We start from the raw sequence: 12,080 nt of genomic DNA, 5'->3' as shown, positions 1-12,080 counted from the left end.
CTCAGACTACTGGCGACCGCACGCAGTTGTAACAAAATCGTAGATCCGGCCGCGAAGTTGGCCGCCGGCGCCGACCTTCAGGACGCCCTCCCTGCCCGCGACCCGCACCTGCAGTGGAAGAAGTGTGCCCACCTTGTCCTCGGCCACGGCATGCGGATCGCAGCGGGCCGGCCGGATACCGAGCCGCAATTCCATCGGGGGGCCGCCGGCCCTGAGCGTCAGCTCACGCGGCCAAGGGGCAACCGGAGCCTCCGCCAGGAGGGTCGTTTCCCCGATCCTGTCAATCACAAGCTCTCCGGCGCCTGGCGTGCCGGTATCTGCCGGCCCGCTCGCGGGGTGCGGTGTCACCAGCATGCGCACGACGGCGGTCCGCCCGTCCGCGGCGACCTCAAGTTCTGGGGCCAGCTTGAGCGTAGCCACCGCCGAGGCTTCCACGGCCAGGCACATCTCAGCGTTGTTCCGGGCCAGGACGCCGAACGGGTCTGCGGCCGTCGTATCGGCCGCAGCCGGGCCGGGTACGGTTCCTCCCGGCGTTGCCAGCCGCAGCGACACACGCGCCAACCCCGACGCGCCGGAAGTGGCTCCCGGCCCGGATGGAGGTGCTGCCGGGCCGCCGCAGACCGGTGCGGGCAGTGGTGCCGGCAGGCTCTTCGCCTGTCCGGGCGGAAGCTCGATCCCGCCGGTGGGGGCAGCCCACGTGATCGGGGCCCCGAAGAGAGGGCTGGTCAGTGCCGCGCCGACGGCTATCAGGGCACGGCCGGTGTTGTTCGTGAGCTGGATTTCGATGATCTGCTTGCTGTAGTTGTCGCGGAACTGGCTGATCTCGGCGGTCACCGGCCCTGCGGCCGCGGTCGTGGCTGTCGTCGCGGAGGGCGTCGCCGTCGGCGCCGGGGAGTTTGTGTCTGCGGAACCGCCACCGGTCCCTGCGCTGCAGGACGCTGCAATGCCGAGCACGGTCACGGCAGCCGCCATCCGCAACAGGATACGACGCGTGCGTGCCCAAGGAAGGCCATCCATGCCCACAGTCTATTCCGGGGCCCGTCACCCGGTTCGCCGGCTCGTGGCAACGCACCGAGTACCGCTAGATGCTGCCTCGCGAGGTCTCGAGCCCATGGCTGCGGTGTCCGGCAATGGGCGGTCGGCATCGGCGTCGGCGAAACGGTCCGGTGCCGGACTGCCTCTGGCGGCCGGCCTGTGCGTCAAGCGGCAGCCGGTGTCTTCACCGCCATTGCGGCTGGTCGAGACCGAGACGGCGTGCCGGTCCGGCGAGCAGGTCGATGCCTTGGATGTGGACGGGTTGGCGGAGTCGTCTTGCGGGCCCCCAGCTCGTGACTTCCTGCCCGGGCTCGAAGTCCTCCTCATCCAGGACAGGAAACGGGCTGTGGTTGCCTTCGCCGCGGTAGGGCATGAGGAGGTGGGCGGTGCGGGCGAGGGAGAGCCGGGCTGAGCGTCCCGTACCTGTGCCGCGCTGGTGGGTGAGGGCGACGAGGGTCGCTGCAGCCGCGAGGTATCCCGTGGCATGGTCCAGTGCCTGGACCGGGAGCGGAACGGGGCGGTCCGCGCCGGTGTCAACCATGCCGGCGTGGGCGACGCCGGCGCTCATTTGGACGAGGCTGTCGAAGCCGCGGCGGCCGGCGTAGGGTCCGCTCCAGCCGTAGGCGTCGAGGGAGATATCGACGAGGCCGGGGCGAATCTGCTGGCGTTCCTGTGCTCCGAAGCCGAGACGCTCGAGCGCGCCGGGCCGGTAGCCGTGGACGATGACGTCCGTGGTCGCGAGCAGGTCGGTGAACGATGTGCGGTCGGCGCTCAGGGTGAGGTCAAGACGGGCGGTGCGCTTGCCGAGCGTGACTTCGGGAATGATGCTCTCGTCCCAGCCGGGCGGGTCGATGCGGAGGACATCGGCGCCGAGCAGGGCAAGGAAGCGTGTCGCGACCGGTCCGGCAAGGACTCGAGTCAGGTCCAGGACCCTCACTCCGGCGAGCGGCCGGCTGGTCATGCCCGACTGCCGACGGGCTGGGCCTGGTCCGTGATCCTGCCAGGCAATCAGGGGTTCCGCGGCCACGGCGAGGCCTTGTGGGCTGTTGCACCATTCCTCGGGTGTGCGCATGACGGCAGCGCAGCCTCCGGCGGCGATGATCGCCGATTCGAGCTCGTCACCGTCCCAGGCCGAAACGGCGGCAGCGACGTGCTCGGGACTGTTGTCACTCTCGAGAACTGAGAGGGCGGCTGTCCGGTGGTGTGGAGCGTTGGTATGTAGCCTGATCCATCCGTTCCGGGTTGGGTAGTCACCGGCTATCGGGTCCCAGGGCGACGGCAGGGTCCAGCCCGCCGGGTAGATCGATTTGGCGAACCAGGCCGACGCGAGCATACGATTCACGGCCACTCGTCCGGAACCGGTGAATCGCGCTGCGCTGAGGCCCGCCGCGGCGAGGGCGCTGGTGGCGAGTTCGGAAACGGGAAACACCGAGGGCAGGCCGCCTTCAGTGGCGAAGGTGAGGTCCCTCCCGTCGAGGCCGGGCAGGGCCGCGAGAATTTCGGTGAGCAGATTCTGTTCCGTCGACAAAGCATGTACCTCCGGCTCAACTCTCATTCGGTGCCACCTGATCGTCAAGATTGGCCACGATCATCAGTGGCCGCCCCTTTGGGGAAACCCTCAATGCATGGTGAAGCGGCGGGCGATCATGGAATTCGCGGCCGGCACCGCGGCCACCCCTGAAATGGCACGGTTCCGCAGCGCCAGGAGGCGGTCCGGGAGCGGCCGGCCCAGGGCCATGTTGATTTCGGCCTGGCGTGCCGCCCTGCCTGCCGCCTTCAGCCGGGTCCGTTCAAATGTCTTGATCGGATCAGTCACGTCCTCCCCGCGCACCGCGGCCGTGACGATCGGTGCCAGCGCCGCAGCATCGAGCCAACCGAGGTTCATGCCCTGTCCGCCGATGGGGCTGACCTCGTGGGCCGCGTCCCCGATCACGACGATCCTGCCGGCCACCATGCGGCGGGCCAGGCGGGTCCGGACGCCGAAGCTGCTGAGCATGCTGTTGGTCCCGGCGTCGATCTCAAACCCCGTCCGTTCACGCACGCACTGCGCTAACCACCCGGCGTCGCCGCATCGCTGGGCCACGTCGTCGGCAGCGGGAGCGCCGGCAGCGCAGTCGCCGGCCCCGAGCCGGACCACCCAGCGGCGGAGCTGCCCTGGCAGGGGGAACGACTCCACGATGCCCTCGCCGGACAGAAACAGCGCGGCGTCCGGGCCGAAGCCGGTCTGGTCCGCGAAGTCTCCCATGAGGTACCTGTCCGGGTAGTCCCTGGCGCGCACGCCGATGCCCCGCAGGGTCCGCACCGGGGAGCGCACGCCGTCGGCCGCCAGGACCAGCGGCGCGGCATACCGGACGGCACCGAACCGGGAGACGGCCTCAACCGTGACCTGGCCGCCGTCGTCCGACAGGCCCGTGAGACGGACGCCGCGGTGCAAGGCGCCGTCCCCGAGATCATTGAGGCGCCGCTCCAGCAGCGCCTCCGTCCGTCCCTGCGGGAGCGAGAGGATAAACGGGAAGCGGGCCGAGACGCCGGCAAAGGTCATCTCCGCCAGCGCCTTCCCGCCAGCCAGCGCAACCCCGCGGCGGATCCTTACGCCCTCGGCAATCAGGGCCTCCCCAACGCCGGCCCGTGCAAGCGCGGCAAGCGCCGGCGGATGGATGCCTATGGCCCGCGAATGCGCTTCCGGGGTGCTTCTCTGCTCCAGGACCTGCACGTCCACTCCCTCCTGCAGCAGAAGCGCAGCCATGTAGAGTCCCACTGGCCCGGCGCCGATGATCAGCACGTCAGGCACGGGGAGCGGGCCCTTCCGGGTGGTCGCCGGACGCGGTGTCCACCCGCAGCACGTTCCGGAAGGGAGCGTGCCGGGTCACTGTCCAGCCCCGGGGCGCGGCGGCGGCCAGCTCGGCTGCGGTGTAGCTGCGCCGGACCGAGGTCAGGCCGTCCTGCCGGATGTAGGAGCCGGTGAACACCCAGGAAGCGGCATAAAAGAGCGCGTAGGCGGCGGGGCTGCGGCGGATGTCGTTGTGGATCACCACGCCGCGGGACAACAGGGCCGACTCCGCCAGGAAGGCGTCCAGCCCGTCAAGATGGTGCAGCACGTGATTTGAGACCACGAGATCGTACCGGCGGCCCTCTTCGACGAGTTCAGCGGCGGCGGCCTGACGAAAGGCAACTCCCGAGGACGCATGGCGGGCCCTGGCAAACAGGCTTGCCCGCGGGTCCGGGTCAATGGCCGTGACTTCGAGGCGCAGCCCGTCCCGGGCGGCCCACCGGGCCAGTAACACCGGAACGTCTCCGCCGCCGCAACCGATGTCCAGCAGCGAGGTGGGGGAGTCTTTGGAGAGCCGCGGCCGCACTTCCTTCCGATAGATGCCACGCCAGCCGGCGACCACGCGGTTCACCAGCGCAAACTGGGCATAGGTGCGCTCCAGGCGGCCCGGATCGCAGCCGGGCAGGTCCATTTCCTCGACGGCGTCGGAGGCACGGTCACGCAGAAATGCCACGCGAAATCGCTCAGGGCCATGGGTGCTGAACGACCAGGCTCTGGGCGACTTGGGGCTGAACGGTTTCAGTTTGACCGCTTTCAGGCCCGCGCCGATACCGGCTGCGCTTCTTCACGCCCGGTACCGGGGGCGGGGGACTCCGAACGCTTCAGGCGTGACGGTTCGGCGGCACGCGATGCCGGCAGCCGGGTAAAGAGGGCCGTTTCCACCGTTAGGCCCGGCCCGAACGCCATGGAACAGATCCGTTCCCCTCCGGCGCCGGCGGTGTTGTTGTCCGGGCCGTCGTCGGCGGCCGGCAGGTCCAGGATGTGCTTGATGACGAACAGGACCGTGGCGCTGCTCATATTGCCGAAGTTTCGGAGGGTTTCCCGCGCGGGGACCAGCTGTTCATCGCTGAGGTCCAGCCTGGCCTGAACCTTGTCCAGGATGCTCCGGCCACCCGGGTGGATGGCCCAGTGCTGGATGTCCCGGTATGGCAGGCCGCGCAGGGAGCTGTCACGTAACAGGAGCGGTTCGAGGGCGCCGATGATGTGGTCGTCGATGATGTGCGGAACGTAATTTCCCAGAACCATCTCGAAGCCTTCGTCGCCGATGTTCCATGCCATGGATTCTTCCCCGACGGGCGTCAGGACGGTCTCGAAGTGGTCCAGCCGCAACAGCGCGGCCTCGCCGGGGATATCCCGGGCGGTGACAATGGCCGCCGCGGCACCGTCGGCAAACAGCGCCGATCCCATGATGGTGTCCGGATCATTGGAGGTACGGACGTGGAGCGAGCAAAGCTCGGCACAGACCACCAGCACCACGGCGCCGGGATCAGCCTCGCAAAAGGACTTCGCGGCCCGGAGCGCCGGGAAGGCGGCGTAGCACCCCATGAAACCGAGGTGGTACCGCTGCACGGCAGGATTCAGCCCCAGAGCCCGGACGATCTTGTAGTCAGGGCCGGGATTAAAGAATCCTGTGCAGGAAACGGTGACAAGGTGCGTGATGTCCCGTTCATCGATTCCCGGGCAGGCGTCCAAGGCTTTTTGGGCGGCCTCGATGAAGAGCTTGGTGGCTTCCGTGGCAAAGATGTCGTTCCGGACCCGGGTGCTGGGGCTGAGGAGCAGGCCCGTCGCCGGGTCGAAGAACTGGGGATCTTCCGCCCGGCTGTCCTTGGTGAGTTCCTGCACCGCCGTGTGCCGGGTGTCGATGGCCGCGGAGTCAAAGCACGTGTTGACCAGCCGGGAGCCGAGCCGCGTCAGGCCCGGCTGGGCGGCGAACACGGCCCTGGCCTCGGGCTGGATCAGGATGGTTGGCGGGACTGCAGTTTCCAGAGACCTCAGGTAGACCGTCATGGTTCATTCTCAGTGAGCCCGGGGTCAAAGACAATGGATGAGCCGCAGATTCGGGACGCCGGCTGCACTGGACAACACCGCCGACGCGTAGCACGATCTCAAATGTGACCAGCATTCCCGCCCCGCTTCAACAGCAACCGGATCCACAGCTACGGGACCAGCAGCGCCTACACGACCTCGCGCGGCTGCGCCGTGTCCGCGACCGGATCGACAGGGAGTATGCGCAGCCGCTGGACGTCGAGGCCCTGGCCCGGGGCGCCCACATGTCCGCCGGTCACCTCAGCCGCGAATTCCGCCTGGCCTATGGCGAACCTCCATACAGCTACCTGATGACCCGGCGCATCGAACGCGCGATGGCGCTGCTACGCCTGGGCGACCTCAGCGTCACCGAGGTGTGCTTCGCGGTGGGCTGCCTGTCGCTGGGAACCTTCAGCAGCCGCTTCACCGAACTGGTGGGCGTGCCGCCGAGCGTGTACCGGCGTCAGGCGGCGAGCGCGACGGCGGGGATGCCGTCCTGTGTGGCGAAACAGGTGACCAGACCGGTCAGGAATCGAGAAGCGCCTGCCACCGAGCCGCAGCTAGCATGAAGGCCATGGACATCACCATTCACGCGAGTTTCCTCCCGCACACCGACCCCGACGCCTCCCTCGCCTTCTACCGTGACATCCTCGGCTTTGAAGTCCGCAATGATGTCGGGTACGGCGGCATGCGCTGGATCACGGTGGGCCCCGCCGGCCAGCCGGGCACCTCGATCGTGCTGGAGCCGCCGGCCGCGGACCCGGGCATCACGGACGAGGAACGCCACACCATTGCAGAGATGATCGCCAAGGGCACCTACGCCCGGGTCCTTCTGGCCACCACCGACGTCGACGGGATTTTCGACCGGCTGCAGGCCGGCGGCGCCGAAGTGGTCCAGGAACCGACCGACCAGGCCTATGGGGTCCGCGACTGTGCCTTCCGCGATCCCGCGGGCAACCTGATCCGGATTCAGGAGCCGTTCCAGCAGCAGCGCTGAGTCCGCCGCCGAACGCGCCGGCAACACCGGCGCCGCCGGACTGCGTTGGGCGTGTTGGATTCCGGGCTGATTGGATCCCCGACTGGTTAGATAGAGCACAGCGACACTCAGGGAGGCCGCGCAGGCGGCCCCGCTTACAGATGGAGAGACCATGAGCACGGCCACGGGGATGGACACGGAGTCGCCCGAGCAGCATGTTGCCGACACCCATGATTTGATCCGCGTGCAGGGCGCACGCGAGAACAACCTCAAGGACGTCAGCCTCGAGATCCCGAAGCGCCGGCTGACGGTGTTCACCGGCGTCTCCGGCTCGGGCAAGAGCTCGCTGGTGTTCGACACCATCGCCGCGGAGTCGCAGCGGATGATCAACGAGACCTACAGCGCCTTCGTGCAGGGCTTCATGCCGACGCTGGCGCGGCCCGACGTCGACCTGCTCGAAGGCCTCACGACGGCGATCATCGTCGACCAGGAGCGGATGGGCGCCAACCCCCGCTCCACCGTCGGCACCGCCACCGACGCCAATGCCATGCTTCGCATCCTCTTCAGCCGGCTCGGGCAGCCGCACATCGGTCCGCCCACTGCGTTCTCCTTCAACGTTCCGACGCGCAAGGCGAGCGGCGTGATGAGCACCGAGAAGGGCGGCAGAGTCGAGAAGAACGTCGTCCACGATGCTGTCTACCTTGGCGGCATGTGCCCGCGATGCGAGGGCATGGGCTCGGTCTCCGACTTCGATCTGACGGCGCTGTACGACGATGCCAAGTCGCTCCGCGGGGGCGCACTGACCGTCCCCGGGTACAGCATGGACGGCTGGTACGGCCGCATCTTCAGCGGCGCAGGTTTCGACATGGACAAGCCGATCGCGAAGTTCACCAAAAGGGAACTGAACGACCTGCTCTACAAGGAACCGACCAAGATCAAGGTCGAAGGCATCAACCTGACGTTTGAGGGCCTGATTCCGAAGATCCAGAAATCGATGCTCTCCAAAGATGTCGACGCGATGCAGCCGCACATCCGGGCCTTCGTGGAGCGCGCAATCACGTTTCAGGACTGCCCCGAGTGCAACGGCACGCGGCTCAGCCCGGAGGCCAGGTCCGCGAAGATCCAGGGCAAGAACATTGCGGACCTCTGCGTGATGCAGATCAGCGACCTGGCCGAGTGGGTCCGCGGTCTGGACGAGCCGTCCGTGGCGCCGCTGCTGACAGGCCTGCAGCACATCCTCGATTCCTTCGCGGGCATCGGGCTGGGCTACCTCTCCCTGGACCGGCCGGCCGGCACCCTGTCCGGGGGAGAGGCGCAGCGCACCAAGATGATCCGCCATCTGGGCTCTTCTCTCACCGACGTCACGTACGTCTTCGACGAGCCGTCGATCGGCCTGCATCCCCACGACATCGAGCGGATGAACGAACTGCTGCTCCAGCTGAGGGACAAGGGCAACACCGTGCTCGTCGTGGAACACAAGCCGGAAATGATCGCGATCGCCGACCACGTGGTGGATCTCGGCCCCGGCGCCGGCACAGGGGGCGGGACAGTCTGCTTCGAAGGCAGCGTGGCGGGGCTGAGGGACAGCGGCACGATCACCGGCCGCCACCTCGACGACCGGGCCGCACTTAAGGATTCGGTCCGTCCGTCCGCCGGCGCCCTGGAGATCCGCGGCGCGTCGACCCACAACCTCAAGGACGTGGATGTCGACATCCCGCTCGGGCTGCTCTGCGTGGTCACGGGGGTCGCCGGCTCCGGGAAGAGTTCGTTGATCCACGGCTCCATCGACGGCCGCGACGGCGTGGTGGTGGTCGACCAGGGGGCTATCCGTGGCTCGCGGCGCAGCAACCCTGCGACGTACACCGGGCTGCTGGACCCGATCCGCAAGGCGTTCGCCAAGGCAAACGGCGTGAAACCGGCGCTCTTCAGCTCCAACTCGGAGGGCGCCTGCCCCGCGTGCAACGGCGCCGGGGTGATCTACACCGATCTGGGTGTCATGGCCACCGTCGAATCCACCTGCGAGGAATGCGATGGAAAGCGCTTCCTGGCTTCGGTGCTGGAGTACAGGCTCGGCGGCCGGAACATCGCCGAGGTACTCGCGATGTCGGTGGCCGAGGCGGAGGAATTCTTTGACGTCGGCGAAGCGAAGACGCCGGCAGCCCACAAGGTCCTGGACCGGCTGGCCGACGTCGGCCTGGGCTACCTGACTCTCGGCCAGCCGCTCACTACCCTCTCCGGCGGCGAGCGGCAGCGGCTCAAGCTGGCCGCCCAGATGGCCGAGAAGGGCGACGTCTACGTCCTCGACGAGCCCACCACGGGCCTGCACCTGGCCGACGTCCAGAACCTGCTCGGCCTGCTGGACCGCCTCGTCGACTCCGGCAAGTCCGTGATCGTCATCGAGCACCACCAGGCGGTGATGGCGCACGCCGACTGGATCATCGACCTCGGCCCCGGAGCCGGTCACGACGGCGGCATGCTCGTTTTCGAAGGCACCCCCGCGGACCTCGTGGCCAGCCATTCCACGCTTACCGGCCAACACCTCGCGGCCTACGTCGGCGCCTGACCGGCCCGCTGACCGGGCGACGCTGTCCGGCGTTGGGCGTAGGCCCCGTTAAGGTACGGGCCGGGCTTAGGTGTGGGCGGTGTCCAGGGCGCCGCTGACCGCGGTGGCCACCCGGGCCGCCCCGGCGCTCCCCATGACGATCGTGTAGTGATTCACATCCGGTACCAGCTCGGCCCGCCGTGATGCCTGTCCACGGCTCCAGGCGTCGACGGTTTCCCTGGTGTAGAGACCGGGGGATTCGTTGAGGAGGCCGCGCGGCGCCCACAGCAGGACGGCGGGATGGTTCAATTCGTGGAGGGCGCGGACCACGGAGTTCCCGGCAAGGAGGTCCCGTGAGTCCTCGGTCATTGCCTCGATGGCGGTGGAGGGATGAAGAGTCGGAGCTTCCCCTTCCAGGTCGTACCGCGCGTACGCTTCGACGGCTCCGTTCCAGTTGCCGGCAAAGGCGGGGTGGCGGCGCCAAAAGCCCAGATACGTGTCCACGTCCGGGAAGCTCATCGACAGGCGGGCGGCCGCGGGCCCGAGTATGGCGCCGATGGCGTCGTCCACGCTGACCCCGGGCGGCAGCGGGAGCGGAAGCCCGCCGTCCACCAGGACCAGCGAGCTGACGAGATGCGGATGGGCGTGGGCCAGGACCAGCGCCGCAAACGCGCCCATGGAGTGCCCGAGCACCACGACAGGGCCGGCGGAGGCTGCATCGAGAAGGGCCGCTAGGTCCTCGGCATGGGCGGCCATGCCGAAGGGTCCCGGCAACGCGTTGCTGCGTCCCCGCCCCCGCAGGTCCGGCGCGATGATCCGGACGCCGGGCAGGGCGTCCGCCAGGACCGCCCACTGCATGTGCGAGGAAGTCACGCCGTGCACGGCAAGGATGGTGGGGGCCGAAGGATTGTCCGCTCCCCAGATGGCGGCATGCAGAAGCCCGCCGCGCACGGGAACGTCAATGGTGGTGTAGCCCTGGCGTCTGGTTTCAGTCATGTCGGGAGTCCTTGTCTGGGGGCGATGCATCGGTGGAGCCTGCGGAGTCGCGTGTATGCCGCCGGCGGCCCGCCCGGTCTTTTAGGATGCGGTCTTTTAGGATGCGGTCTTTAGGACCCGACCGGCTCGGCCGCCAGCGTTCGTTTCAGGATCTTTCCGCTGGGACCGAGGGGAAGCTCGGCGAGCAGCCTGATGACACGCGGGTACTTGTACGCCGCGAGCTGCGCGCTAGCGAACTCCATCAGCTCCGTCTCGGTGGCCGTGGCTCCCGCATCAAGCACGATCGCGGCCGCAATTTCCTGGCCGTGGACGTCGTGCGGGATGCCGTAAACGGCGGCGCTGACGACCTGCGGGTGGGTGAGGAGGATTTCCTCGACCTCGCGGGGGTAGACGTTGTAGCCGTTCCGGATGATCATGTCCTTCTTGCGGTCCACGATTGTCAGGTAGCCGTCGTCGCCCTTGGTACCGAGGTCGCCTGTGCGGAACCAGCCGTCGACGACCGCCTCGGCGGTCGCCTCGGGCTGGTTCAGGTATCCCTTCATGAGGAGGTGCCCGCGGACCACCAGCTCGCCAAGTTCGCCGCGGGGCAGCAGCTCGATGCTCTCGACCGTTTCGGCGCGGGCAATTTCAATGTCGACGCCCCAAATCGCCACCCCGATGGTGCCCGGCCGGGGTGGTGCGCCGACGTGGTTGAACGCGGCGACGGGGGATGTTTCGGTCAAACCGTAGCCTTCGTGGATTTCCACGCCGAACACGTCGCGGAACTTGTCCATAACGGCCAGCGGAAGGGATGCCCCGCCGGAGATGCCGTAGCGCAGGGCGGCCGGCCGGACCTGAAGTGCCTTGGCCGCCTCCAGGAGCGCCACATACATGGTCGGCACGCCGACGAAGATGTTGACGTTGTGCTCGGCCAACAGATTGAGTGCGCCCTCGCCGGTGAACCGGGGCAGCAGGACGATGGTCGCGCCGGCGCGCAGCCCGGCGTTGAGCACAACGGTCTGGCCGAAGGTGTGGAACAGCGGCAGGCCGCCGAAGAGGACGTCGCCAGGTTTGAAGTCCATGACCGACGTCAGCAGGACGGACGTCTGTTCCACCAGGGCGAAGTGCGTGCCGAGGGCCCCCTTGGGTTTGCCGGTGGTGCCGGAGGTGTACAGGATGGTCGCCGTATCCGAGGGCCGGCAGGGGACGTAGGTGTCGATTGGCTGGGACTCGGCCGCCTCGTCCTCCAGCCGCGGCAGGGCCCCGCCGTCGGGCGCCATCACGGTCAATAGATCGACCCCGGCGCTGGCTGCACCGGCAGCGCCTTCCGTCAGCAGCGGGGCGGCGCAGATCAACATCCGGGCGCCGCTGTCCTGGAGCACGTAGTCGATTTCGCGCGCCTTGAGCAGGGCGTGCACCGGGACCACGATCGCTCCCAGGGAGAGGATGGCGTAGTACACCCGGGCGAAGTCCGGCACATTGGGGATCAGGACGGCGACGGCAGCGCCGGGGCCGATGCCGCGCGCGCGGAGCGCCCCGGCGTAGGCCCGGGTCTCACGCCAGAGCGTGGCGTAGGTGGTCTTGTCCTGACCGACGATCAGTGCGACGCTCTCCGGCGTCCTTCGGGCGGATTCGGCCAGAATGGCTGCAACGGAGATTGTTGCGAAGCCGTCTGCGGGGTTGTTGGTGATCATGGC

10 protein-coding genes are annotated in these 12,080 nt (G+C 68.2%); 3 read left to right on the top strand and 7 right to left on the bottom strand.

What is annotated here, in order from left to right:
* Positions 1–6 precede the first annotated feature (6 nt).
* The 5 genes from C8D78_RS02875 to C8D78_RS02855 form a co-directional block, all read right to left on the bottom strand.
* On the bottom strand, positions 7–1,017 hold the full coding sequence (locus C8D78_RS02875) for a hypothetical protein (protein WP_244208212.1): 1,011 nt from the start codon (positions 1,015–1,017) through the stop codon (positions 7–9).
* A 202-nt stretch (positions 1,018–1,219) separates the two neighbouring features.
* Positions 1,220–2,563 (bottom strand): CoA transferase, encoded by a 1,344-nt coding sequence (locus C8D78_RS02870; protein WP_208641850.1) that lies wholly within the window; start codon positions 2,561–2,563, stop codon positions 1,220–1,222.
* 90 nt (positions 2,564–2,653) lie between these two features.
* On the bottom strand, positions 2,654–3,826 hold the full coding sequence (locus tag C8D78_RS02865; RefSeq protein ID WP_120950342.1) for an FAD-dependent oxidoreductase: 1,173 nt from the start codon (positions 3,824–3,826) through the stop codon (positions 2,654–2,656).
* Positions 3,819–4,496, bottom strand: coding sequence for a class I SAM-dependent methyltransferase (locus C8D78_RS02860; RefSeq protein WP_244208251.1), 678 nt, complete (start codon positions 4,494–4,496; stop codon positions 3,819–3,821). The genes C8D78_RS02865 and C8D78_RS02860 overlap by 8 nt, the downstream gene beginning before the upstream one ends.
* A gap of 122 nt (positions 4,497–4,618) precedes the next feature.
* Positions 4,619–5,872, bottom strand: coding sequence for a type III polyketide synthase (locus tag C8D78_RS02855; RefSeq protein WP_120950341.1), 1,254 nt, complete (start codon positions 5,870–5,872; stop codon positions 4,619–4,621).
* 104 nt (positions 5,873–5,976) lie between these two features.
* Between C8D78_RS02855 and C8D78_RS02850 the strand changes: the two genes are divergently transcribed.
* From C8D78_RS02850 to C8D78_RS02840, 3 genes are all read left to right on the top strand, one after another.
* Positions 5,977–6,459: a helix-turn-helix transcriptional regulator gene (locus C8D78_RS02850; protein ID WP_425266667.1), complete on the top strand. Its 483-nt coding sequence runs from the start codon at positions 5,977–5,979 to the stop codon at positions 6,457–6,459.
* Positions 6,460–6,464: 5 nt separating this feature from the next.
* Positions 6,465–6,887: a VOC family protein gene (locus C8D78_RS02845; protein WP_120950675.1), complete on the top strand. Its 423-nt coding sequence runs from the start codon at positions 6,465–6,467 to the stop codon at positions 6,885–6,887.
* Positions 6,888–7,038: 151 nt separating this feature from the next.
* Positions 7,039–9,429 carry an ATP-binding cassette domain-containing protein gene (locus C8D78_RS02840; RefSeq protein WP_120950340.1) on the top strand — a complete coding sequence of 797 codons (2,391 nt, stop codon included), beginning with the start codon at positions 7,039–7,041 and terminating at the stop codon, positions 9,427–9,429.
* Positions 9,430–9,495: 66 nt separating this feature from the next.
* On the opposite strand, the gene C8D78_RS02835 is transcribed toward C8D78_RS02840, so the two are convergent.
* Together C8D78_RS02835 and C8D78_RS02830 are read right to left on the bottom strand one after the other, a co-directional pair.
* Entirely contained in the window at positions 9,496–10,404 is a 909-nt protein-coding gene (locus tag C8D78_RS02835; protein ID WP_120950339.1) for an alpha/beta fold hydrolase, read from the bottom strand.
* Positions 10,405–10,514: 110 nt separating this feature from the next.
* Positions 10,515–12,077, bottom strand: coding sequence for a long-chain-fatty-acid--CoA ligase (locus tag C8D78_RS02830; RefSeq protein ID WP_120950338.1), 1,563 nt, complete (start codon positions 12,075–12,077; stop codon positions 10,515–10,517).
* Positions 12,078–12,080 lie beyond the last annotated feature (3 nt).

The sequence above is a fragment of the Arthrobacter oryzae genome, assembly GCF_003634095.1.
Classification (GTDB): domain Bacteria; phylum Actinomycetota; class Actinomycetes; order Actinomycetales; family Micrococcaceae; genus Arthrobacter; species Arthrobacter oryzae.
This window is presented reverse-complemented; position numbering and strand designations above follow the sequence as displayed.

Excerpts from the sequence above, each read along its gene's own strand:
- C8D78_RS02860 (WP_244208251.1), bottom strand. The coding sequence starts at position 4,496 with ATGGACCTGCCCGGCTGCGATCCGGGCCGCCTGGAGCGCACCTATGCC.
- C8D78_RS02845 (WP_120950675.1), top strand. The coding sequence starts at position 6,465 with ATGGACATCACCATTCACGCGAGTTTCCTCCCGCACACCGACCCCGAC.
- C8D78_RS02875 (WP_244208212.1), bottom strand. The coding sequence starts at position 1,017 with ATGGATGGCCTTCCTTGGGCACGCACGCGTCGTATCCTGTTGCGGATG.
- C8D78_RS02835 (WP_120950339.1), bottom strand. The coding sequence starts at position 10,404 with ATGACTGAAACCAGACGCCAGGGCTACACCACCATTGACGTTCCCGTG.
- C8D78_RS02840 (WP_120950340.1), top strand. The coding sequence starts at position 7,039 with ATGAGCACGGCCACGGGGATGGACACGGAGTCGCCCGAGCAGCATGTT.
- C8D78_RS02855 (WP_120950341.1), bottom strand. The coding sequence starts at position 5,872 with ATGACGGTCTACCTGAGGTCTCTGGAAACTGCAGTCCCGCCAACCATC.
- C8D78_RS02830 (WP_120950338.1), bottom strand. The coding sequence starts at position 12,077 with ATGATCACCAACAACCCCGCAGACGGCTTCGCAACAATCTCCGTTGCA.